Genomic DNA, 23,456 nt, shown 5'->3' on the forward strand with positions numbered 1-23,456 from the left:
CCGGGTCTCCGTGCCGAGATCCCCCGAGCCGGTACGGAGACCCCAAACCGCCGTGCGGCGCAGGACATGAGCGCCGGACGCCGGACACCGGGCGAGCCGACGATCCCCGGATTGCCGCGACGGACACTGCGTTGCCCTGATACTGGCCCGGTGCCCGCCTACCAGGAGACCAACGTCCGTCTTCTGCCTTGTGCTCTCACGGCCTTGGCCACTGTCACAGCCCGCTGGGGGACCTCCCGGGACGAAGCTGTCCGCAGGCTGCTGACGGAGCACGTTCAGGCTCAGGAAGACCGTGAGCCGGAGGACCGGCTGACCCACATCTCGACGGTGCTGCGCTACCCGCCGCTGCCTCTGGGACGACGCACTCCTCGAGCCGGCCGACCGCTGCGGCTGCGCGTCCCCGACGGTCTGCTGGAGCGGGCCCGCGCCGTCTCACTGCGGTTGCCCGGGCAGTACGCGCGCAGCCACCGCGACTACCAGGCCCGCACCCTCACCGATGCGGTGATGACCGCAATCGCGGTGACCGAGCCCTTCACCGACGACTTCCTGGACGGCCTGGTCCCCCTGCTGCGGCACCGCGCCGCGCTCAGCCTGTGGCAGCTGGCGACAGCCGCGACCAGCACCGGACCGGAGAAAGCGGTCCTGGTCGAGGCAGGGCGAGCACGGGCGCACACCGGATGGGCCCCTGACGCCGATGCCGATGCCGATGCCGATGCCGAAGACTCCGGCGAGGCAGACCCCGCGCGGATCCGGCACGTGCAACTGGTCGCCGAGGCTCTGGAAGACGACGTGGCCTGGCACTCTCCCGAGCGGTTCAAGGTGGCGGCGAACCTCGCCCGGTCCCTGCTGGCCGGCCCCGGCGCCGAGACCGGCGAACGCCTGCTCTACGAGCAGGGAGCGGATTGGCACGAGCTGTACCAGGACACTCTCCATGCCGCCGGTGAGCGCAAGACGCGCCTGCTGCAGGACACCACGAGTTACGATTTCAGCGGGCGCGGCGGAGCCGCCGTATGGCGGGCTCGTCGCAAGGTCGACCTGCAGGACTTCGAGGACTGGCTCGTCTTCCGCCCGGCCGATGACGTCACCGAAGTCACCGAACGCCAGATGAACCCGCCCGGATGGATGCTGCGCCTGCCCGGGGCGTGGCACGCCGCCGCCCCGGCCCACACCCCCGCCGGCCTCCTGCAGGAGCCCTACGCACAGTGGGCAGACGACGGAAAGCTGCTGCGCTTCCCCTTCCGTAACCGGCAGGCGTTCTGGCCGCTCACACGGCAGCCACAGGCCCCCGGTTGGAGGCCGGTGTCCGGCATCGAACCGGTGGTCGCAGCCGCCGCAGGCCTGCGTCCCGAGCAGATCAGCGGCTTCATCGAAGCCGTACTCCTCGACTGGTCCCACGAGTTCGAGCCCGGGGACGAACCCGCCGTGCGGATCGCACTGGAACTGCCCGTCGGCAAGGCCCACGAGTTCGGCTTCCTCACCGCCGAAGAACAGCACGAAACCATGGCCGAGGCCCGCGCGCTCACCAAGCGGACCATGGAGGCCGTCATCAAGGCCTTCAGGCAGGACGACGAGAGCGACGAAGACCGGCTTGAACTCCTGCGCCAAGCCCGCGGCAACGCCCGCGAGTTCGGCAGCCTCGCCCGGCAGTTCGACAAGCGCATCGGCTCGAAGTTCCTCATCACCCGGGCCACATGGCAGTGGCCGGGCGGATCAGTGGTCGACACGCTCCTCTCCGGCCACCGCCCCGACCTCGTGCAGTGGCTCGCCACCTGGGCCCGCCGGAACACCACCCTGACCCTCGAGTACTCGATGCAGGACGCATGGGACCGGGCGTTCGACCAGTACGGCCGCCGTATGTGACACCCACCGATACACATGCCGAACCTCCGTGCTCTGAACTGGTCTCAGGGCCGAGCGAAAAGTACGCCCGGTCCCTGAAATCACCGCACCCCCGGGGTGCGCTCACCCGGAGGGGAATGCCGCATGCACACCGGACGACCACTGATCTCGTCCATCGCCGCCGGCCTCGGCGGAACGGCACTGGCGCTCGGCGGCGCACCGTGGTGGCTGACCGCCGCGACCTTCGGCTGCCTCGCCCTCAGCCTGATCGTCGTCGTCATCCAGTCGGTCTTCCCCCAGGAGTCCGCACACCGGCTGGCCTGGTGGCGCGACCGGCGTCGCCACCAGCAGCTCCGCCGCCAAAGCCCCCCCGCGGACCGGCCGCCGCCACGGCCATGCAGACACAGCCGAGGCGCCCACCGTCCGCGCCGAGCCGCCCAGCCGCGACGACTGACAATGCCCGCCGGAGCACTCCACCACTTGCGGTGGGCAGAGCGCACAAGGCGGCAGGGACCTGCCCCTTGCTCAGGCCCTCAGCGCATCCGCGCCGGACAGGGGGGAGCGTCATGGCGCGCGGCTCGTCAGCCACGCGATCCACGCGCCGTCGGGGGCCCGGCCCAGGTGGAGGTCCGGCGTGTGGCCTGCCGCGCGGGCGCAGATGCGACCGTAGCCCCCGTGGCGGGCAGGGCATAGCTGGGCCAGTTCGTCGGCGGTGAGAACCGTCAGGTCCCCCGGGAGGCGCCGACCCGCCGCGGTGGCGCGCGCCTGTGCGCCGCGGCGTCGCTCCACCTCGTCCCGGCGTGAGGCGATCAGGCGGACCCAGCGCAGGTCGGAGTCGTCCTCGTCGCCGCCACGGGTGTACAGGCACTGCCGGGCGCCGTGCTCGTCGAGCTCGTCGACGAGCACCATGCCGACCGACTCCAGCAGGCGGCGCGAGCGGACGTTTGCCGCCTGGGTGACAGCGACCACCGGGCCGCCGCCGGGCACAACCGCCGTCCACCAGCTGACGATCGCGCTGACCGCCTCCCGGCCCAGGCCGTGGCCCCAGGCGGAGGGAAGCAGTTGGAAGGAGACTTCGGCGCGCCCCTCGCACCGGTGGTCGGGGCCGATGCTCGCCAGACCGACCGCCTGGTCGTCGGCGACGCGTACGACGGCCCAGGCACCGGCCGTCGCCGGATACGCAGCCTGCCGGGAGGCGACGCGTTCGTGCGAGGCGGGACCGCCCAAGTAGGCCCGGACCCGCACGTCGGTCAGCAACTCGCGGACAAGGTCCGCGTCTTCGGGGATGACCGGTCGCAGGAGCAGCCGGTCGGTGCGCAGCTCGGCGGGCCAGACGCTGTCCAGGGCGGCATCGACGAAGTCCATGGGGATCAGCCTGGCAGCCGGTGGCGCCGCGCGGGCCAGCCGATGCCCTGGCCTGCTCCGATACGCATGGACATCGGGTTCTCGTCAGTTTTCCAGAACACCGGTCCGGTCCAGGTCCTGACGCGCGCTGCGTTCGCACTGAAGAGCGAGACGGAGGTGGTGGAGGATGACCAGGGGCAGCAGGCCGCCCAACCGCGCCGCAGCCCGTAGGTGCTCGACGGCCGCCTCCAGGCGGGTCGCCGCCTCGGCGCGGGCGGTGAAGTCTTCCGGGAGATGACCGGCCACGTGGGCCAGTTGGTCGGCGAGTTCGGTGAGCCCTGGGTCGTCGGGCACGTCACAGCCCCACTTCGCTGCGGCGTCCGCCAGTTCTTCGACTGCTCGGGCACGGGCGGACGAACAGCGGGCGGGCAGTGCGTTCATCGAGTCATCATCTCCCGACACGTCCTGTGACGTGGGGAGTCGGTCGAAATCCGAGGCGAGGACGAGACACAGCCCCGGCAACACCCGGCGTGAGGTTGCTCCTGTACCGCAACCGCTGGAGACCTCTGTCAGGCGAGGGTGTCGTGCCAGTGCCGGGCACCGTCGTCCAGGTCGTCCAGAGCGGCGCGCAGCTCGTCGGGCAGCGGCTCGGGGCTGTTGAGGGCGTGGCGCAGCGCGGCGACGAGCTCGTCGGCGGCCTCGCGCGGATAGAGATCGATCATGGCGAACATGCGGACGCGCAGAGCGGCGCGCAGCTCTTCCAGGCCCTGCTCTTCCCCAGCCCGTGCCGCGGCGAGGGCTTCGGGGCAGGCGCCGTGCCGCAACAGGCCGGGCAGCGGCGCGCTGACAGCGGTGCACGCGCGCCGGACAAGGCGGTGTCCACGCAGGACGACGCCGACGGCCACCAGACCGGCCCACGGAGTGAACAGCCACCCCCGGAAGGCGGCGCTCTCGCTCACCGCCCAGTCGGCGGTCGCGGCCACCGCCACGAGTACAGCCGCAGCCAGGACGGGCACCGCCGCAATCCGCCGGATCCTTTGGCGCCACGGCTGCGTGGCCGGCCCGCCGCCGACGGCCACCGGTATGCGCGCCGTGTGGTCCATGCTGCTTCCCCCCTGCATGAGGCCCGTCGATCGTAGGCCACAGCGTGACGGCCGAGCCCGTGAACAGCGGCCTTGGCCCCTCGGCTTCCTGAGAGCCTGCGTTTACAAGGCGGCGTAGCGGGTCATCAGGCCTCGTCCCTGCTGCATCAGGCGCACCAAGCCGGGAACAGGACGGCCGGGGTGCCGACACAGCGACCACGCCTCGTCCCAGACGAACACGAGCGGCTTACGAGCGAGAGCGCTCCCCTCCGGCCGGACTCGTTCGATCGCCCCTGGCGCTTCACCGACCGCATCCGCCGCAGCTGTCGCCTTCTCCACGGCCCGCACCTCCCGTCGGCTATGCGGTACGACCGTGGGCCCTGCCGCTGCGCGCACGCAGCCGCGCCAGGACGCTGCCCGCCTCACGCAGCACGGACACACCGCGCAGCACGGAACGCCCCGGCCACGCCCCGCCACCGAAACCCCGCCCCTGGACCGCCGGACCGGTCGAGGAAGCCTCGCTGAGGATCTGCGCCAGCTGTTCCTCGACGACATCCAGCCGCCGAAGGGCCTGCGCGAGATCGACCTCGGCGACTTCCGACCCCTCTTCGGACGCATAAAGGGCCGTGCTGTGCGGATCGCGCCGCACCTGCCCCTGCCGCACAAGGGAGCTCACCGCGGACTGCACCACCGTCTCGGACACGTCATAGTGGCGGGCGAAACTCACCCGGGTCGGCAGCCGTGAACCCGGCGTGAACTCGCCGGCGGCGATCCTGTCGCCGATCGCGCCAGCAACTTGCAGGTACGCCGGGATTCCCTTGACCGTCATCACTCGAAGCCTCCTGTCGTCAGCCCCCTGGGACGCGCACCGCATGGCATGACTCGGCAGGGGAGTTGATCTCCGGTGTAGCGCGTCTGGACGTCCTCGTCCGCCAGCCGGGGGCCGGTGTGCCGGGCCGGTAGGCGCCAAGCTCGGCCCGCGTTCCGCCACAGGGGAGGGCGCCTCGGCCGGCACTCCGCGAGCAGGCGTCGCCACTGGCCAGACGGCGTTGTCAGTGCGGCCGGGCATCCTGTCGGCGAAGGGTCGTGGAGAGGGAGTGGCAGAGATGCCGGACACGGAGTTCGCCGTCGCGGTCCCCGCAGCGGACGAGGGGGCAGTCAAGCCCTGGCGGAAGCTGCTGCACGGACTGGACGAGTCCCAGCACGGGGCGCTCGGCTGCCTGGGGGACTGGCTCGAGGCCGGCGCCTCCTACGAACTCCCGGCAGGAGCACTGATCGTGCTGTGCGACCCGCTGTCCGGCGGAGACAAGAAGAGGGTGCGGATCTGGCGGGTGAAGAGGGACGGCACGATCAAGGAGGAGCGCGACTCCACGCTCGGCGCCCGCACTGCCTTCGGCACCTCCGTGCGCGGCACGATGCGGCGTCTGGTGGACAAGCACCCGCCCCGGCCCGGATCCCTGCGGCAGCTCACCGCCGCCCCGCCGCGCGTCAACGAACGCGCGGACACCTGCGGGTTGTGCCGCCAGCCGGTCGCCGCCCGCGAGGGCATCCTCGTGCGCAATCACCGCGGCTACACCGAGGCCCGGCACCAGCCGGGCCAGTGCCCGCCTCCGCCGCCGCTCAAGAACGACTTCGCCCAGGAGTGCGGCCGCTGCGGCGGCTGGCTGGAGAAGGGCGAAGGGGTCCTCTACGAGGCCGCCCCGGCGGCGCCCGGCCCGTACGGGAAGGCGGTGCTCAAGGCACGGCATCAGCAGGACTGCCCGCCACCGGCCGAGCGCAAGGCAGCCCCGCCCCGCGTCAACGGCCGCGAGCAGGACTGCATGCTGTGCGGCCACCTCGTGGCAGCGGGCGCAGGCCTCCTGGTCCGCCAGGGCGCCGGCTGGGAGGTACGCCACCCGGAGGGCAAGTGCCTGCCGAAGGAGGAACTGTGGGAGATCACCCGCGGCGAGCCGGGACCCTACCGAAGGCGCCCCGACCGCTGGACGCCCGCGGGCACGGTGCTGCGCAGCACCCTCTACGACCACGGCCACCCCTTCCCCGCCGACGCCCCGGGTTTCCATCGCGTGCGCGACGGCGAGGTCTCCGCGATCGTCACCACAGTCCGCGAACGCCGCCCGGAATACTGCCGCGATGAGCACGGCAACCAGCCGGCCGACCTGATCGGCGAGGACGGCTGGTACTTCCGCATCCTGGTGCGCCCGGCCACCGCCGAGGAGGCCGCCGACATCCTGGCCGAGGAGGCGAAGCAGCAGCGCCAGGCCCAGCTGGCCGCGCGGCGGCGCAGGCTGTTCGAGCTCTGCGACGACGGCGAGATCCCCGCCACGCCCGACTTGTCCGGCACGGTGCAGGTCAACTTCGGCGCACGGCGCTCGCTGCACCAGCACTGGCCCGATGACGAACTGCACGTGGACGAACAAGCCCAGGCTGCCTGGTTTCTTCGCTACAACGGAGCCGACGGCGACGACTGGTCACTCAGCACCCACGGGTCGTTCATCGCCCGCCGGGTGCCGCTGACCGAGGAACGCGCCCAACTGGTGGCCGACCTGCGCGCCGAGTATGCACAAGGCGACGCATCCGCGTGACGGTGTGTGCCGGGATCACGCGCCGCTGGCATCGGGGTGCGCCTGGCGCAGGGAGGGCAGGGTGCAACTCCGCCGCTCCGGCACGCCTCGCCAGGCGAGGAGAGGCGGAACAAAGATCTCCCGCGACTGACACCGAACACCCGAGTACCGACGCCGACGACAGTGCTGGACGGGACGGCCCAGGCCCTGGCCGCCCGCCGAATCCCGACGCCCCCGGCCGGTTGCCAGTGCGCCGCGATACAAGGATCCCGCCCTCCTCCTGGCGGGCCCGCGTCGCCGCAACGCATGGAGAACAACGAACTCTGCCGATCAGCCTCCGGCACCAGCGTCGTCCGGGACGCCCTGTATGAGGACATCCCCGGCATCTGCGCCACGAAGCCGGCGCGGAGGCCCAGAACGGGGCGACCGACCGGTCTCCGAACCGGCGTACACGGCGAGTGCCGGCGGCTCGCTGAGGGCCGCGGCTGTTGCTCTCTGGTGAGGGATAGCTTCGCCGTGTAGCGTCGCTGCCAGATGTCGTGGTTCGCAGTACCTGCCCGCGCTGTGGCGCGGGCGCTTTGCTGTGCAGTGCCGGACCAGGGCGATCACCTCCAGGGCCGTGCGGTGCGGCTCCTGACAGCTAGTGAGAGGCACCAGCATGGCCAGCGGAACCGTCAAGTGGTTCAACGCCGAAAAGGGCTTCGGCTTCATCCAGCAGGATGGCGGCGGGCCGGACGTCTTCGCGCACTACTCCAACATCAACGCCTCCGGCTTCCGTGAGCTGCAGGAAGGCCAGGCGGTCACCTTCGACATCACCCAGGGGCAAAAGGGCCCGCAGGCGGAGAACATCACGCCTGCCTGACCCCTCGGACGTCATCAGGGCCCGGAGCAGGTGCTTCCGGGCCCTGATCCGTACAGGGTCACTGCTCTCCGGTCGGGAGCGGCTCCGGACCCCGCGGTGGAGCTGAGAGAGTCCATCATCGAGGACCGGGACAGGGAGGGAGCCGATGGTTGCCGGTGAGGGGAAACGTGTCAGGGCGGGAGGGTCTTCGCTGCTGGCGGACTTCAAGCAGCTCGGGGCGCTGCCGTCCGCGCACAAGCGGGGCTACCAGCTGGAGGTGCTGCTGGAGCGGTTGTTCAGGCGGGCGCACTTTCGGGTCGACCGCAACGCGTCCGTCGCGAAACCGCGGCAGACGGACCTGGTGGCCCGCTACGGGGAGACCTGGTATCTGATCGAGGCCAAGTGGCACAACGAGCCGGCCGACATCAACGTCTTCGATTCCGTCCGCTCGAGGATGGAGCGGGCCGCCTCGTCCGCTGTCATCGGCGTCATCATCAGCGTGAACGGCTTCACGGCTTCGGCGGTGGAGGACCTGCGGGTGCGCCGGGACCGGGGGCCGATCCTGCTGTTCGGTGAAGACGAGCTGACGCAGGTCCTGAGCACACCGAGGTCGCTGGTCAACCTCCTGCAGGTGAAGCGGGAGGAATTGATCACCCACGGCCGCGTGCACCTCGCCGCGGTCCCCAAGCCCCGGCGTCGGCGCCAGCCGGCCACCGGCCTGCCGGGCGGTGAGGCGCGACTGCTCGGCCTCGACCTGCAGCCGCTGCCCTACGTCACGTCCGGGGGCGGGTTCGGGGAGTTCATCTTCGTGCCGGAGCTGCCCGACGTGGACTGGGCGTTCGGCAGCGGCAGCGGCGTCTCTCTCGACGTGCCGGTCAGGCCGTACAACGAGGACGGCATCGTGGAGTTGCTGTACGGGCTGGACTCGATGGGCTGGACCAGTGCCGCACCGCAGTGGAACATCCAGCAGTCGGGCGCGAACTGGCACGGCGTCGGCGCCCGGGAGTTCGTCGAGGCGCTGCGGGCCTGGAAGAAGCGCGAAGACACCCTGGAGGACGCGCACCACACCGAGCTGGTCACCTACTTCGACACGTGCCAGGGCGGAGGCTTCTACACCCTCACCGCGGGCATCGCCAACCACCGCTTTCGGGTGGTCTACGACTGCCGCCTGTCGTTCCAACTGCCCGGCGTGCCCGTCGACTTCCAGCCGATCCGGCATCTGTTCGAGCAGTTCGACGCGGGGGAGTTCAGCTATTTCCGTCCGCTGAGCAGCCCGGCAGTCGTCCGGCACCACCTTGAGCAGCGGGTTCCGCTGGAGGTCGTCGGTTACGTCGTCTCGCACAGTGACCTGGACCTGGAGGAAGCGGATTCCGGCGGCGCGCCTACAGAGTGGGTCACAGGCCTTGTGGTGAGAAACCCGCACCGGGGCGAGGACGGCCAGCATCCTCCGGACGAGTGGCCGGGGCGGGTCGCGGAGAGCGAACTGCTCGTCTGCGCCCTGCGGTCGCACCACCAGCTCCATGAGCCCAAGGAGGCGTACCACCTCTACTCATGGGAGTACGCCCGTACCTCCGACGCCCTGGCCCTCAGGCCGGTGGCCGACTGGTAGCGAGCCGGAGGAGGTCCGCCGCCGCGGCCGACGCCCGACCGGCTCCTGCTTCTCTCCGCACGCCTCCCTGCGGCGTGGTGGCGGTGCGACCCCTGGGCCCGTCGTACAGGGTGGGCTCATGAGCGTGCTGTGGTCCGGCCATATCACCTGCGCACTGGTGAGCGTGCCGGTGCGGCTCTACACGGGAATCGAGGAAGCGCGGCCGCACCTTCACCGCGTGCACGCCGCGGACACAGCCCGCATCCGGCACCGGCAGGTGTGCGAGGCCGAGGCCCGCGAGGTCGGCGAGTCCGAGATCGGCCGGGGCTGGCAGGCCCCGGACGGCCGGGTGGTCGTGTTGCGGGACGAGGACCTGGACCATCTTCCGCTGGCCACCCGCAAGGCCGTGGAGATCGTCGGCTTCGTCGACGAGCAGGACGTCGACCCGCTGCTGTACGAGCGGTTCTACTACGCCGGACCTGCCGACGGACAGGCGGCTCTGCGCCCGTACGCCCTGCTGGTGGAGGCGATGACCCGCAAAGAGGTCCTCGGCGTGGCCAAGTTCGCCGCGCGCACCCGGGAGCGCCTGGCGGTGCTGCGGCCACACCAGGGCGTCCTCGTGGTCCAGGCCCTGCGGTGGCCGGAGGAGGTCCGCCCGCCCGAGCCCATCGCCGCGGCGGTGCCGGCCACCGCGCGGGAGCTGGAGCTCGCCGAGACGCTGATCGACCACCTGACCGGCGTGGACATCAGTGCCCTGCATGACGAGTACGGCGCGGCCCTGGAACAGGTCGTGGAAGCCAAACTCGCGGGCGCGGGCTGGGAGGAGCCTCCCGAGCCGGTGCCGCCGGTGGACCTGATGGCGGCCCTGGAGGCCAGCATCCGCCGAGCCCGGAACGGGCACGAGCCGTCCCCGTAACCTGCGCGCCGGGGGAATCACACTCCTCGACCGGCTCCGCCTCGTTGCCCAGGTATGACAGATGATCTGAAGACGCGAATCCAGGCCCGCTGCCGCAACCTGTCCCTGCCCACGGCCCGGCACGTGGCGGGACTGCTTGAACGCCTGCAAGCCGAGCACGAGACGGGCAGCGAAGAGGTGATCGAGCGGGCCTTCAGCGACGCCGTACGGGCCGCCTGGACGCAGGACGAGCCGTGGGCCGTGGAGTATGTCCGAGAGACCGTGAACGACCAGCTCGGCGCTGTGGACAGCGCCCTGGCCCTCGCCGGCCAAGCGGGCTGGGAGCCGGTTGACACGGTTGCCGCCCTCTCGACGATGGACCACGACACCGCAGCGTTCCTCCTCGGGCAGCGTGCCGAGTCACGCAGCCCAACCGACGGAGACTCCGCGTAAGCGCCAGCCGAGGCGGCCCCCGAAACCCCGAGGGCGTGACGACGCCCCAGTGGTCAGGCGAAGGCGTCGTGTCAATGCCGGGCATCATCGCCCAGGTCGTCCAGAGAGGCGCGCAGCTCGGCGGACAGCGGCGCGGGACGGTCACGGCGCGGCGCAGCTGAGCTCGTTGGCGGCGTCGCCGTAGCCTGCCGTCCAGGTTCGGGGAATGGGGCCAGCCTTGCCGGCAGCCGCCGTGCACCTCACCTGGCAGGCGGCGGATCCGCGCCGAAGTCCGCAGCGGGCCTGCCCGTCTGGCGGGAGGCATGGCAAGTATCTGGCGATACGGTCCCGTCCCGCGGGATGTCCGGGCGTCTGCTCCTTGGGCCTCGGGTGAGGTGGTGTCTTGTGGGCGCCATGCTGTACATCAAGAGGGCAGGGCCGGACTCCTGGCGCCTGTATTTCGATCGTGCAGAGCGCGAAGAAGGACTGGTGCCGCCTGGCCTGTGGACGGGCAGGGGGCTCGCCGCCATGGGCCTTCACCCTGGCAGTGCCGTGACTGAGCGGCAGGCGGAGCTGCTCTTGGGCAAGGGTATGCATCCGAACGCGGATGAGATCAAGGCCGCTCTCACGGAAGCCGGGCAGGACACGGAGACGGTCCGGCAGGCGACGGTGCTGGGACGGCCGGTCGCGCATATCGCCCGGCCGCTCCTCGCCGTCGCTCTGGAGTTCCGTGCCTCGCCGAGTGTCCATCTGTTGTGGGCCCTCGGTGATGAGCAGACCCGTGCCATCGTCGAGGACGCCCAGACCTTCGCCCGTGACCGGACGATCGCCTGGATCGAGGACGCGGTGGCGCAGGTGCGGTGGGGGGACGGCGGCCGGCACCGGTCCGCAGCGGATGGCCTGGTGGTGGCGGTGTTCCGGCGGTTCGACAACCTCCGGGGCGCACCGCTGCTCACCGATCACGCGCTGGTGTCCGTCAAGGTCCAGCGCCCCGACGGGAAGTGGGGAAACTTTCATACTGCGGAGCTGTTCCGATACGCGGTCGCGGCCGGGACGCTCTTCTCGCTGCTGCTCATGGAAGAGATCACCGAGAGGCTCAAGGTCACCTGGGAACCCCGGGAGGTCACCGCGGGCTCGCGCCCTGTGTGGGAGATCGCAGGCATCCCGCATGAGCTCATCGCATGGAAGTCCAGCCGCCGTCAGGAGATCGCCCACTACACCCAGGGACTCTTTGCCTGGTACGAGGCCAGGCACGGACACCCCCCGGGTGAGCACGCCCGCCACGCGCTGGCTCGCTGGGCAGCCGAGGACACCGGCCCCGACGAGCACACCCCGCTCCCCTTGCCGGTGCTGCGCCACCACTGGCGCCAGTCGGCAGCCGGCCTCCTGGGATCCGAAAGTCTGCTTCGAACGGCCCAGGACGCTGCTGAGATGACGTGTACGCCGGTGCGGCCGCGGGTCGACGTCGGCCTGGCGGCCGTCGAGATCACCGCGATCGTCGGCATGATGCGTGGCGGCTTTTGCCACCAACACCTCCTGGCCGAGGCACGCCGCTACCTTGCCGCAACCCTGCGCGGCCACCGGCACACGCCTGGAACGGACGAGGACATCGTGGCGGAGGCACTGTCCCGGTACTGCATCCCGGCAGGCACCACGGCGGGTACCTGGACCGCCGACTGGTCCACCCTCTACCCGGACCAGAGCGACGACGGCACAAAAGCCCCGGAGTCCTGGCCGACGCCCTCCAGCCGCTATCAGCGAGCCCAGATCACCGCACGGATCCGAACGGACAGGCTGCGCGCCATCCGCCGCGACCGTCGTCTGCTTCTTTCGCCCGGCACAGCAACTCCGGACGGCTGAAGGGCCGATCGGTCGAAGGCCGCGCGCCGGTAGCAGGGCGGGCCCGGTGCTCGCTTGCCCGGGCGTGCATCAGGATCTTCGGTCCTCAGCACTCGCCTTGATCACCGTCGCGGGCGTCTGCCGGGGTGTCGGCACCTGCCATCTGCCCGAGGACGTACCAGAGCCGGTCGGCGCTCCCGGGCGGCCACGGGGTGCGCAACTGGCCCGTTGCGGGGTCGAGTTCACCGCGCCACTGGGCGTAGAGGGAGGCCGGGTCGTTGGGCCAGACCGGGCCGTGACCGGAGGGCACGGCCTGGGCGGGGTCCAGGTCCACGGGGTGCCCGAGCGTCTCGAGCCGGTCGGTCACCGCACGCAGCGGTCCCCACACCAGCCGTCGACGCCCCTCCAGCACGCGCCCGATCCGCGCGGCTCCCACGTCGGCCTTCACCGCGCCGACGGGCGTGCCCTGGGTCCGCGGGCCGGCGAGGCGGACCAAGACGTCCTCCAGAGCCCGGCCCGCCTCGTCCACGACTCGGATGCGGCCGGCCAACGGCGGCCGCGCCCGCCCCGACTCCGTCGGCGGCGCCTCGGTGAGCTCCACCCACACCACCGCCAGCCGCCCCGCCAGCAACCCCGAAGCCCACCGCGCGAGTTCGCCCCTGCGCACCCGCAGCAGCTCCTGCATCTCACCCAGCCGCGCCACATGCCGGCACGCCGCGCACACCCGCCGCTCCCCATGCTCCAGCAACGGCTGCGGACCAGGCACCCCGCACCCGTCACACGCCCGCCCTGTGGCCCGCCGCTGCGCCGCGGCGGCCAGCTGGCGGCCGGTGGCCGCGGTGGGGACGGACTCGGCCACGTCATACAGGGCGAAGGTCTCCAGCTTGCCCCGCCAGTTGAAGTCGCGGACGCGGGCGCGGGCGGGCCCGCCGGGGCGCCGGGGCGGGTCGGCGTCGGCCAGCCGCGTCTGCGTGACCAGGTTGGCGGGGACGTCGCTCCAGCGCTCGTACGAAGCCACTGGCTTGTCTGCGGGGGTGCGGGCGGATGGGCCCATCGGGCAGTCCTTCCGGTGGGGGCGGGGCTGGGTTCTGGTACGGGCGGTGGTCAGCCGGTCGCCTCGTCGCGAGACCACCCCTCGCTCGTCCGTTCGCCCTGAAGTCGCGTACAGAACATGACAGAATATCGGAAATGTGTCAACTAGCCATTAAATGGGGTAAGTTGCATGCGTTCTGCTAGAACTACGCCCGCGTACGCGAGGGAAAAACACCCGCCCGGGCAGGCCAGCGCGGAGCCGGAAGCCGCCACGGCGGCCGGAGCCATGGACGCCGAGACTGCTGAGGTCGTCCAGGGACTCCGCCACGATGCCTGCGCACCGCACCCGGCGGATACGCCCTGACGGATTGCTACGACGCCATGTCCGACGCCCGGGGGTGCGCACGATCGGCAGTACACGGGGCGTGGTGACGGCACCCAGCCGAAGGCGCCGCAGTTGTCAGTGCGGTGCGCAACAGTAAGCGGGGCGGAACCGGGGGACACGGCTCCGCCCGCACCAGTACCTACAGAGACGAGGAATGGAATGGGTAAGCCAGGCCGCGGCCTGATTCCCCAGGCCGGTGACGACGCCGAGACGGTGCTCGCCCTGGCCACGAAGCGCACCACGCAGTACCTGTCCGAGGTGCGCAAGCGGTACCCGGAGGGATTCACCCAACTCAACCGCATGGTGCGGCAGAAGGGCGCCCCCGGAATGCCGGACTGGCCGGACTGGTGCTGGCTCCCGCTGGGCGCGTCGTACGCGGTGGTCTCTGGGGGAGGCTCCAACCAGCTCACCGCCACCGACTCCCGTACGGCCGACATGGGCCGACTCGGAGCGCTGGCGGCATGGCGCCTGACCAAGGGCGTGTACTGGCTCGAGCCGGACGCCCAGAACGCCCACGTCTCCCGGCTGTGGCAGGCCCCGAACGTGCCCGTTGACCCGACACTCGGCGCCGAACGGTTCCTCGACACCCTGCCGCAGCACTGCGTGTACGTGGCTCTCCCCCAGGCGGACCGGCCTACGAAGGCGGGCCCGCTGCGGTGGCCGCTGGGTGTGTTCATCCACCTGGAGCACGACGCGAACAACGGGCGGCCGGAGCTGCGGATCGTGGTGGACACGGACGGAACCTGGGAAGGCCTTGAGCCACACCCCGTGCTGCTCGACCGGCCAACGCTCCTCGCTTCCAGCCGCGAACTGGCGCACGGTGCCATGGGCACCCTGCTGCAGACTGTCCCGGGTCTGGGCGACGTCGACGACTCTGAGGAGCTGCTCGCCGAGTTCGGGAAGACTGTTCCGTTCCAGGTGTGGCCCGTCGTCGAGGCGGTCGCCGACCCGGACGTCGTGATCAGCCGATGGGACATGCCCGGCGAGCGACCCGAGCGCGCCCAGCCGGTGAAGGCCAGCGGCGGGCCGCGCTGGGAACCAGCGAACGAGCCGACCCGGTGGCGGGTGAGCCTGGGAGCTCCGCGAGCCGGACTGCGCTCTGTGTGACCGGCCCGCGCCGGCCGCGGTAACTGCCGTATCCCGCCCGGCAAGTTCACGCACGGAGGGCCCGGTCACCACCTATGACCGGGCCTCCGTGTGTTCGGGCGCGGTGCGCCTACTCGAGGGGCGACCCACCCGGCCCCGCCGGAGTTCCGTGGCCCCGGGCTGGGCCTTCGGTGTGGCCGGTATCGGGTCTCTGGGACTGTGGGCGTCGCTAGGGTGCTGCTCGTGACTGGTACTCCCGAGTTTCCTCGCACCCTGCACGACGCGCTGCGAGTGTTGGGCCTGACCGTACCTCCGGACAGTCCCCTCGGTCGCGCCGCCGACGAGGAGTTCATGGCCGAGAGCGCGGCAGACAGTGTTCCGGCGGTCCACTGGCACCCGGGCGTCGTTCCCCTGGATCCCAGTGCCGAGCCGCCGGCGCCCGGTGACCCGGATGTCGATCCCCGGACCGCTACACAGTTCATCTTCGTCGACGGCTGCTCACGCCATGAGGCCCGCGACACGATCGAGGCCGTGCTGGCCGAGGTCTACGGCTTCGACCCGGTGTCGGACCAGCTGGTGTTCAACGAGCAGCTCCACGCGTGGCGAAGCAGCCCCGATCTCCAGGTCTTTGTGACCGCTTTTGGCGGGTATTTCACCCTGCCCTGTGACGGCGACTGCGCAGCGACGCGGGAGGCATTTCTCCAGGCGTGGAGGAAGCAGGCCGCAGCGGGCTTCGACGACGTCAAGGCAGTCTGAGCCGAGGCGCACTCGCTGCGCCCGGCGGCACCGCCCCACTCCGTGGCACCGAGTCCCCAGGGTCACCCGGTGCCGGTCTCCGGCCGCGCCTGTCGCAGGGAGGGCAGGGACAGATGGTGGTCCCGGTGGGGCGCTTCATCGGCGTAGTACTGGCCAGGGGGCGCGACCTGGGGCCGGATCGCGAGCAACGGCAGCTCCTGGCTGGAGGTCGCCGATCCTCTTCCTCTCTTCCCCGATGCCACCGGCGCCGCACGCGCGACTGCCGGTCAGCCCCGCCGTGGTGAACCATCCGGCGACAGGGAGGAAGAGCCGCGCTGCACCCCGTGGCCCTTGAGCTGCTGGGGAATCTTCCGTGCGTCGACGCTCGGAATTTTCCGCGCGTCGGCGGCCGTCGCGATGACCCTGCAGTGGTGGACACCGGCCAACTCCTGGCACACCCGCGCCGCGAGCGGGCGGTCGGCACCGATGACCATGACGACGGGGCGGGCGTGGGCGTCAAGGGCGATCACGAGCGGGGTCTCCTTGCACAGTACGGGCAGGCGAACAGGGGCGGCGATCCGCTCACCCGCCATCAGGCGCGGGCAGGCCGGCTGCCCTGCGGACCCTGGCCAGCAGGGTGCCTGCCAGCGGCTCGTCGTGCGGGTTGAGGGCGAGCAGGTTGAACAGGATCTGCTCGCTGGTGTTCCAGCTGCCCCGCAAGAAGTGGACCTGGGCCAGTCCGTACAGGGCGTTCAGGAAGGGCCGGTTGTTCTTCTCGCGCCACAGCAGCGCGCCACGGAAGAAGTGCAGGGCCTGTTCGCCGACCACGACCGCACGCTCGTACCAGTCCCGTGCCTCAGCGAGTTCACGGGCGGACGGAGCGGGGCCTGCCGCGTCGTCGTACTGGGGGTCGATGATGCCCGGACCGGGAAGGACGAGGTCGGCACGCAGGAGGTAGGCCTCCACTGCCATCGGCCGCTCCTGCGTGATCTGCTCCAACAGCGCCTTGCGGTCCGCCGCAGGCGCGTCGTCGTCCGGCTGGCCGAGGGCGGTGCGCTCGTCGGGCGTCAGCAGATGCTGCGGGGGCATCGTGAACGCGGGCCGCGGACCGGCGGCCAGGACGAGACGCTTCCACCGGTCCGGCTCGTCCAGCGCCTCACACTCCACGGGCGAGGCCCCGCCATCGTCCTCGTCCTCGTCGTCGTAGTCGCCGGGTGTGGCGTAGTCGTCGAGCGGTTCCACGCCTTCCTTCGCGAGCCAGGACGGGTCGAACGTGCCGCTGCTGCGGGCCTGCTCGGGGAAGATCCGCGCGACCTGATTGGCTGCCTGTGACGCCGCATCGCTCATGGGGCCGGGCAGGTGCATGAACAGCCCGTGGTAGGCGTCAGGCCACCTGTGGGCGCCGATTCCCGGCCCCCAGAATTCGATGTCCTGCTGCATCAGGGCGCGCAGCAGCAGATCACATCCCGGTCCGTCCAGCCGCTCCAACGGCAACTGCCGCAGCAGGTCGTCCGCCTGCTCCCGCACGGTGTTGAGGGCCGGGCCTTCTGATAGCCCACGCCGGTCTCCCTGTCGAGACGGCGGGCGATGGCGGAGCGGTGGGTTTCATTGGTCCGTGAGACGGTGGCCGGCATGGCGCTCTCCTGGTCGCGACCCTGCGGTCCGCGCCGCCCACCTCGGCGCGCCGTCAGGGCCGTTGGCCGGGGCGCGTACACAGCATGTCGATCTCGGGGCCCAGCGTCGGCAATGGGTTCACCTGCCTGACCAACGGTGGGATGGCCAGCAAGAGCGCGCCCCCTACGGCGCGATGCGCACAGCTTAGCGGGGCCGCCAACCGGCGGCATGCCACGTGCGAGTGATGGCCACGCCAAGGTCCTTGCCTCCGCCGCGGCGGCCGTGCCGATGGCGGCGGGCGGGGCGGTGAGGGCGCGGGCCTGGGCGCGGCCATCCCGGACGCCGCGCCCAGCACGCTCACGGCGTCGTTCGGCCAGGCCGTGAGCGAGGTCGGCCAGGTGCCGGGGCTGAAGCCCGAGGAGTTCCGTGGCCCCGACCCAGGCCGAACACCCGGCCGTACCTGAGGAGTTGAGGACGGCACTGGTAGGACGCCAGCGACATCGACGCCGCCCGGCGTCGCGCCCGCGAGGGCGAGCGGATCGCGGGTTACAGCGGGCGGCCCTCCGGCGGCAGTCCGTAGAGGAACCGCAGTGCTGAGCCCAGCTCGGGGTCGGTCTCTTCCCAGGTCATCCGTTCGATCCGGTCGTGGGGGTGCTCTGCGTATCGCTCGTGGGCGGCGTCGTCGAAGCGGAGATCGATCCGGGCCGTGCCGAAGTCCCGGGCCGGCAGACGGCTCAGATCCCGTACCGACGGTTGGCTGGGCAGAGGGACCGCCACCACTACGCACATGCCCATGCCAGCGGTCACCACGGCATTGCCCATGTCACGCGGGAACGGGCGCAGTACCGGGAAGTCTCCGAACTCCCGGGCCAGCGGATGATGCAGGATCTGGGCCGAGTCGCCGGACAGGTTCAGCACGGTGCGCTCGCCGTCCCGGTCCTGCAGGTAGTGCCGCATGTGCTCGTGCATGCGGTAGTGGCGGACGAAGCCCCGCATCGCGTCGGTGTTCGCGCGCATCTGAGGGTGCTCGGGCTCGGGGTGGCTCCACCAGGACACCACGACCGGGATGGCTTGCTCGGTCTCGGGCGAGGCGGTGAGATCGAAGGTGGTGTAGTTGGTCGGCGGGGGAAGGCTGGTCATGGTGTCCATCATGGCGTCCGGCACCGACAGCGCTGACCGATGCACGCTGCCCGGGAAGCTGAGGCATCCCGGGCAGCATCGTCTTGACTCCCGCGCGTCGGGCGGACCACGAGGTGTCAGACCTTCTGACAGCGACACCGTTTTCCTGGTCCGTTCCTACTCACAGGTGCGGTCAGTCCGCATCGTCTCCGTGCTGGCGTCCGTGGAACATCATCGAGGTTCCACCTTCGGGCAGGTACCAGCCGTCCGCGGCCATGTACGGCGGAATGTAGGCCGGGTTGGTGTCGGTGTTCAGGCTCGAGTCGGCGTCGGTGACGTCCCGGATCACTCGGCGCTGGACCTCCCGGAAGTCGTAGCCGTCGGGCCCGTCGACCTCCCAGGTGATGTCGCGCAGCGCGACATCGTTCTCCTTCCCGTCGTCCGCGGCGGTGGCGTTCTCGATCATGGGATGAACCTCGATCAGCCCGCCGTACAGGCACAGGACGATGAGGAGCTGGCAGACGCGGTCGGAGAACTCGCCGAAGCCGTACTCCTGGCCGCAGCCGCAGGACGGGTCATGCGCGTGGACACTGAATTCCACCTCGTAGGGCTTGCCGGTTAGGGCGTACGCGGGCAACGCCTGGCTCCGTCCGCTCGGGCAGGGGTGCCCGGTGTCGAACAGGTTGATCCACACCTTGACGGTCGTGGCCAGGAACCCCGTGTATTCGGCTTCCAGAGCCTTCTCAAGACGCTGGTGGGCGGCGTACGCCTTCTCGTCGACGCTCTTCCAGGCTTCGCCGAGCCGGTGTCCTGCCAGATGCAGGAACTGGTTGGTCAGCAGGGACAGCTCGTCGAGTGTGGGGAGCGGCCTGTCCGTCGTGCCAGGGCTCGTCTCTTTCACCGTCGCGTCGTCCTCACGCTCAGCGGAGCTGGGGGAGGGCCAGACCTGGGTGAGTTCGTCTGCGGGGTCGGCTCGGCGGATCAGCGCGACGTCGGACAGCGTCAGCCCGAACACCGAATGGCCGTCCCACACCTGAAGCCATGGCACGTCCCGGGGTCCGGTGCTGTGCGGGTTGACGCTGGTGGTGTCGACGCAGATCTGCACGGGTTCGGGGAACTGGGCGGCGGGCCCGAACCACAGCGCGTTCACCCTGGTCTTCGCGGGGAGGAACTGCTGTGCCTGGCGCACCGCGTGGGGTGCGTGGTCCGAGGGAATCCACCAGCCGTTGCGGGCCCAGGCCTGTTCGGCGTCGACCGCGTCGCATCCGTCGAGGTCGTAGAGGGCTTCGGCCGCCTGCTGGCGGGTCTCGTCCCGGACCGCCCGGCACAGGTCGTTCGCGGGCGCGGTGCTGCCCAGACCCTGGGCATCGGCTCCGGCCAGTGCTGCTCCGTCCCAGGGCGGGGCGCCGGGCGGAGTGAAGGGGATCTTCCCCAGGATGACAGCGACCTGGTTCGCGCGGTCGATCCCGTGGGTGAGGTGGGCTTCGCCTCGGCTCCGGGCGGGGCGGTCGTCTTCGGGCTGTGCCCCGTACCGGCGGCGGGGGTCGTCGGGTTCTTCGTCGAGGCTGTGTCCGAGGAGCATCGGGAACAGCTGGTGCTCGAGGAGCACTTCGAGCCCGGACTCGACGTTCGAGGCGTCCCCGGCGACGGCGAACGGCTTCATGGTCTGCTCGAGTCCGTCGCTGAGGGAATGGACGACGTGGAAGGGGGTGCGGTGGCGGTCGCGCTCATGGCCCTGAGTCGTGAAGGCCACGGCGAAGGCGATGGCGGCGGGCCACAGGGCGTCCCTCCAGCGCACTCCGGATTCCCGGCACAGGGCCTTCGCCGCGGCGCGGGCGGTGGGGTCGTGGCGTTCGACGGCGTCGACGAGCGCGGCCAGGGTCGCGCCGGCGCCCAGGTGCTTGAACGCCTCGTGCCGGTGAGCGGGTGGCGGGAGCCAGATCCAGGAACGCGTCAGCGGCTCACCCCAGCGTTCCATGACGAACGGCCAGCCGCCGCGCTTCTTCAGCTCACGGTCGAGACGGTTACCCAGGTTGGCGCCGCAGGTCAAGGCGAGGACGGCCGCGACAGCGTCCCATCCCGCCGGAGCAGCCAGGTCGTCGTGGAGGAGCCGGTCGAGTTTGACCGCGAGGTAGGGGAGATCGGTGCGGTAGGCCTGGTCGCCGTCGAAGATGCAGGCGGGACACACGGGGACGGCACTGCGCGAGTTCTTCAGCAGATGATGCTCGGGGTACCGGTCTCCGCAGATCGGACACGGCATGGTGGAGAGCTCTTCCGCGCCCCGGACCCTGCGGAGCCGGGTCTTGCCGAGCTTGGAGTCCATGCGGCGCGCGGTGACGCGGACGGCTTCGGTGGAGCAGTCCGCGAGGCCGTCCTCGAAATCCTCGACGCTGGCGTTGCCCGACGGGCACATCGACATCAGGTACAGCGGCTTGGCCAGGTCAGATTGGTCCGGGTCGTCCGGATCGCGTTCATCGCTGCCGGCGTCGTCATCTGCACGTCCCACCGACAAGCTCAGCCCCGCGACCGGTCCCGCGTACACCGTGAGGCCGAAGCACTCCACCTCTGGCTCATGGTGACCGGCCCCCCACCCCAGGAGACGGAACTCCGCCACCAAGGCCTCCAGATAGTCCTTCGCGAGCATGGGGCCCGGGACGGGGGCGGCCGCAGCCGGATCGGTGAGGATGCGGACGGCTTCCGCACGACCGGCCGCGTCCAGCACCGGGGGCAGCAGATTGCGCTCGGCGGCGTCGACGACACGCTCCAGAGCCCGCTGGTATCCGCAGCCCGTCGCCTTGTTGAGCGCCTTGGCGATCTGCTGGCGGTGACTGGTGATGTTCTTCGATGACAAAACAGCTCCTGCACGCTCCGCGTCATGCCGCCCCACCACGACAAACGCCAGAGTGCGCAAGGGCGGTCAAAGGACGACAAAAGCGCCGGGCGTCACCGCTGCGTCACCTCCCAGCGGCCGCTGGGTTCACCAGAGCCCGGAGGTGGGTCCGGGCAAGGCACGCCTCACGGTGAAGTGCGTTCGCCCGATGATATCCGGAACCCCTCTCGGCAGAGGGCTGGGTCCGCTGGCTTCGTCCGCGATGCGCCGACGCCTGGCGCCTGCCCGCACAGGCGCCTGACTTTGACGTCCTCGGCTCACAGGGATGCGGACTGCGCTGCCACCCAGGTGCCGGTGTCCATGGTCCGCTCGGCCTCCCAGCGCACGAGCGCGTTGCGAGCTCGCGGGCCAGGTGCGGTTCCATCTCGATCCTGACCCCATTCGTTGTGCGCAGCATCGTCTGCACCTGCTCGGGGTTGGTGGCGGTGAGGGTGCGACGTACGCCGAGAAAGGGCAGACCCCTACACCGTGGATTCGGCGAAGCACGGCGCAGCCGGAAAGCGGCTCTGCCAGCATGAAACGGTGACACGCATGAGGCCCCACCAACTGCTTGACGGCGTACAGATCGGACTGCGGTTCGAGGAAGGGCGAGCGGCACAGTGGATGCCCGTGACAGACGTCGACGTCCACGAGCTGGCCCGCGCCGAACCGTGGCGACGGCAGCTCACCCACCGCGGCGAGCAGCTCCACCTCGGGCAGTACGCCGCGATCAGCACCGGCCAGGCACCGGTGGCCACGGACGGCATCTGGGAACGCCTGGAGCTGGCGGACTTCGACCCCACGGTGCGGTCCCTGATCGGCCAGCCGTTCAAACTCCGCGCCGAGGAAGGCCCCGGGAAAGCCGGCTACATCCCCGACCTGATGCTGATCAGCAACGACGGCAAGGTCACCATCGTCGACAGCTCCCCGACGGCCGGCGATCTGTGCCCCTCCGAGCGGGTGCTGGACTGGGCCGGGGAAGCCATTCGCGCCCGGGGCTGGACCCACGAATGGTGGACAGGCCCCAAGGACGCGCAGCACTACACCAACATCCAGGCCCTGCACGGCTTCTGCCGCCCCATGCACGAAGTACAGCAGGCGCTGATCGAACCCATCCTCGCCCTGTGCGCCGACACCCAACTGCCCATCGCCGCCGTGGAGGAGAACCTCGCGGGCGAGAAGATGCCCAAGCCCATGGTGCGGGCGGTGATCCAGCACCTGCTGTGGTGGGGTGACCTGACCACCGACCTGCACCGCCCGATCACCACCGGCACCCGAGTACGCACCGACGCGGCCGCCCGCAGGCCCGCACCGGCCCAGTGGGATGTCGGGACCCGCCTGATCCTCGGGCACGACCGCGGCACCGTCGTGAGCTGCGAAGGCGACCAGCTCGTCGTCGACCTCGACCCCTCCCTGTTCGGGCAAGGCGAACGCACCTTCAGCCGCCAGGACCTCACCGAAAAGGCCACCGCCCTTCCTGCCGCCTACCAGCGCCCGCTCCTCCCGACCCAGCCCTTCACCGTGCCCCGCTGAGCGGCATCCCCCCGCCACGCGCCACCGGCCCGGAAATTCTGAACGATGTACACAATTTTTCCGGCCGACCTGGTGGTCCTCGCCGATCCCGCCAGCTGAGTAGCCGCCCGGCGGCGGACTGGAGCCGGGCGCATGTGACCGGGGTCACGCCTGTAGCGTCCAATCCTGGACTGTGGCACGGCTGGACGGCGGGCACCGTGAGACGACCCCATGGCGGAGGCGGAGAGCATCCCGTGCAGTGCCGCAAGCCCGCCCATACAGGCGGACCGTGGGGGAGGGGCGGCCGGATGCGGCTCTGCCTGTCAGCCCGGCCCCGTACGCTCAATCAGCCAGCCCACTCCGACGAGGAGCCGTCATGACCGAGCAGGATCCCCAGAGCCTCCGCCTCGCCCCCGGCGCCATCAGCCGCGGAGGAGAGGAGAAGACCGTCTTCCATACGGACCGCGTGTTGCTGGTCGACCTGGACTCGCAGCCCTCGGCTGAGAGCTGGACGCCGCTTCTCGTCGACACCCCCGGCTTCGGCGGCCCGCTGCTCCCGGCGCAGGACGACTCCCTGCCTCCCGCGCCACTGCCCGGGCTGGTGTACCCCAACTCCCGCTGACCAGCCGCCGGGCGCCCCCGCTCCGGCCGCACCCGGCTGGGGGTGTTGCAGCGGCGTTGCG

At 70.8% G+C, this 23,456-nt stretch carries 21 protein-coding genes; 11 read left to right on the plus strand and 10 right to left on the minus strand.

Features of this window, described 5'->3' with window-relative positions; translation table 11 throughout:
- The first annotated feature begins 204 nt into the window (after window positions 1-204).
- Window positions 205-1,860 carry a hypothetical protein gene (locus tag ACIBEI_RS23555; protein ID WP_398891883.1) on the plus strand — a complete coding sequence of 552 codons (1,656 nt, stop codon included), beginning with the start codon at window positions 205-207 and terminating at the stop codon, window positions 1,858-1,860.
- A gap of 543 nt (window positions 1,861-2,403) precedes the next feature.
- On the opposite strand, the gene ACIBEI_RS23560 is transcribed toward ACIBEI_RS23555, so the two are convergent.
- The 4 genes from ACIBEI_RS23560 to ACIBEI_RS23575 form a co-directional block, all read right to left on the minus strand.
- A complete protein-coding gene (locus ACIBEI_RS23560; protein WP_398891885.1) occupies window positions 2,404-3,204 on the minus strand; it encodes a GNAT family N-acetyltransferase in 801 nt (266 codons plus the stop codon).
- 84 nt (window positions 3,205-3,288) lie between these two features.
- Window positions 3,289-3,624 carry a hypothetical protein gene (locus ACIBEI_RS23565; protein ID WP_398891887.1) on the minus strand — a complete coding sequence of 112 codons (336 nt, stop codon included), beginning with the start codon at window positions 3,622-3,624 and terminating at the stop codon, window positions 3,289-3,291.
- Window positions 3,625-3,752: 128 nt separating this feature from the next.
- A complete protein-coding gene (locus ACIBEI_RS23570) occupies window positions 3,753-4,286 on the minus strand; it encodes a hypothetical protein (RefSeq protein WP_398891889.1) in 534 nt (177 codons plus the stop codon).
- A 337-nt stretch (window positions 4,287-4,623) separates the two neighbouring features.
- The gene (locus ACIBEI_RS23575; protein ID WP_398891891.1) at window positions 4,624-5,094 is read right to left on the minus strand and encodes a GntR family transcriptional regulator; all 471 of its coding nucleotides are present in this window, start codon (window positions 5,092-5,094) and stop codon (window positions 4,624-4,626) included.
- Between the two features lie 277 nt (window positions 5,095-5,371).
- Between ACIBEI_RS23575 and ACIBEI_RS23580 the strand changes: the two genes are divergently transcribed.
- The 6 genes from ACIBEI_RS23580 (at window position 5,372) to mobF (ending at window position 12,442) form a co-directional block, all read left to right on the plus strand.
- Window positions 5,372-6,847 (plus strand): hypothetical protein, encoded by a 1,476-nt coding sequence (locus ACIBEI_RS23580; protein WP_398891893.1) that lies wholly within the window; start codon window positions 5,372-5,374, stop codon window positions 6,845-6,847.
- A gap of 637 nt (window positions 6,848-7,484) precedes the next feature.
- Window positions 7,485-7,688, plus strand: a complete 204-nt coding sequence (locus ACIBEI_RS23585; protein WP_069934205.1) for a cold-shock protein — start codon at window positions 7,485-7,487, stop codon at window positions 7,686-7,688.
- A 145-nt stretch (window positions 7,689-7,833) separates the two neighbouring features.
- Window positions 7,834-9,276, plus strand: coding sequence for a restriction endonuclease (locus ACIBEI_RS23590; RefSeq protein ID WP_398891895.1), 1,443 nt, complete (start codon window positions 7,834-7,836; stop codon window positions 9,274-9,276).
- A 118-nt stretch (window positions 9,277-9,394) separates the two neighbouring features.
- A complete protein-coding gene (locus ACIBEI_RS23595) occupies window positions 9,395-10,171 on the plus strand; it encodes a Ku protein (RefSeq protein WP_398891897.1) in 777 nt (258 codons plus the stop codon).
- Window positions 10,172-10,225: 54 nt separating this feature from the next.
- On the plus strand, window positions 10,226-10,603 hold the full coding sequence (locus tag ACIBEI_RS23600) for a hypothetical protein (RefSeq protein ID WP_398891899.1): 378 nt from the start codon (window positions 10,226-10,228) through the stop codon (window positions 10,601-10,603).
- 393 nt (window positions 10,604-10,996) lie between these two features.
- A complete protein-coding gene (gene mobF / locus ACIBEI_RS23605) occupies window positions 10,997-12,442 on the plus strand; it encodes a MobF family relaxase (RefSeq protein ID WP_398891902.1) in 1,446 nt (481 codons plus the stop codon).
- 85 nt (window positions 12,443-12,527) lie between these two features.
- Here the strand turns inward: mobF and ACIBEI_RS23610 are convergent, their stop codons facing one another.
- Window positions 12,528-13,475, minus strand: coding sequence for a hypothetical protein (locus ACIBEI_RS23610; RefSeq protein ID WP_398891904.1), 948 nt, complete (start codon window positions 13,473-13,475; stop codon window positions 12,528-12,530).
- A 522-nt stretch (window positions 13,476-13,997) separates the two neighbouring features.
- Between ACIBEI_RS23610 and ACIBEI_RS23615 the strand changes: the two genes are divergently transcribed.
- Together ACIBEI_RS23615 and ACIBEI_RS23620 are read left to right on the plus strand one after the other, a co-directional pair.
- Window positions 13,998-14,945 carry a hypothetical protein gene (locus tag ACIBEI_RS23615; RefSeq protein WP_398891906.1) on the plus strand — a complete coding sequence of 316 codons (948 nt, stop codon included), beginning with the start codon at window positions 13,998-14,000 and terminating at the stop codon, window positions 14,943-14,945.
- A gap of 222 nt (window positions 14,946-15,167) precedes the next feature.
- Window positions 15,168-15,680 carry a hypothetical protein gene (locus ACIBEI_RS23620; protein ID WP_398891908.1) on the plus strand — a complete coding sequence of 171 codons (513 nt, stop codon included), beginning with the start codon at window positions 15,168-15,170 and terminating at the stop codon, window positions 15,678-15,680.
- A 62-nt stretch (window positions 15,681-15,742) separates the two neighbouring features.
- On the opposite strand, the gene ACIBEI_RS23625 is transcribed toward ACIBEI_RS23620, so the two are convergent.
- From ACIBEI_RS23625 to ACIBEI_RS23645, 5 genes are all read right to left on the minus strand, one after another.
- Entirely contained in the window at window positions 15,743-15,868 is a 126-nt protein-coding gene (locus ACIBEI_RS23625; RefSeq protein ID WP_398891910.1) for a hypothetical protein, read from the minus strand.
- 78 nt (window positions 15,869-15,946) lie between these two features.
- Window positions 15,947-16,189, minus strand: coding sequence for a hypothetical protein (locus ACIBEI_RS23630; RefSeq protein ID WP_398891912.1), 243 nt, complete (start codon window positions 16,187-16,189; stop codon window positions 15,947-15,949).
- Between the two features lie 52 nt (window positions 16,190-16,241).
- Window positions 16,242-17,186, minus strand: coding sequence for a hypothetical protein (locus tag ACIBEI_RS23635; RefSeq protein WP_398891914.1), 945 nt, complete (start codon window positions 17,184-17,186; stop codon window positions 16,242-16,244).
- Window positions 17,187-17,819: 633 nt separating this feature from the next.
- On the minus strand, window positions 17,820-18,413 hold the full coding sequence (locus ACIBEI_RS23640) for a hypothetical protein (protein WP_398891916.1): 594 nt from the start codon (window positions 18,411-18,413) through the stop codon (window positions 17,820-17,822).
- A 172-nt stretch (window positions 18,414-18,585) separates the two neighbouring features.
- Window positions 18,586-21,243, minus strand: a complete 2,658-nt coding sequence (locus ACIBEI_RS23645) for a hypothetical protein (protein WP_398891918.1) — start codon at window positions 21,241-21,243, stop codon at window positions 18,586-18,588.
- Between the two features lie 570 nt (window positions 21,244-21,813).
- Here ACIBEI_RS23645 and ACIBEI_RS23650 point away from each other — a divergent pair.
- Together ACIBEI_RS23650 and ACIBEI_RS23655 are read left to right on the plus strand one after the other, a co-directional pair.
- Window positions 21,814-22,794, plus strand: coding sequence for a TnsA-like heteromeric transposase endonuclease subunit (locus tag ACIBEI_RS23650; protein ID WP_398891920.1), 981 nt, complete (start codon window positions 21,814-21,816; stop codon window positions 22,792-22,794).
- Window positions 22,795-23,149: 355 nt separating this feature from the next.
- Window positions 23,150-23,395, plus strand: coding sequence for a hypothetical protein (locus ACIBEI_RS23655; protein ID WP_398891922.1), 246 nt, complete (start codon window positions 23,150-23,152; stop codon window positions 23,393-23,395).
- Window positions 23,396-23,456 lie beyond the last annotated feature (61 nt).

This window comes from Streptomyces sp. NPDC050988 (assembly GCF_044456225.1).
Classification (GTDB): domain Bacteria; phylum Actinomycetota; class Actinomycetes; order Streptomycetales; family Streptomycetaceae; genus Streptomyces.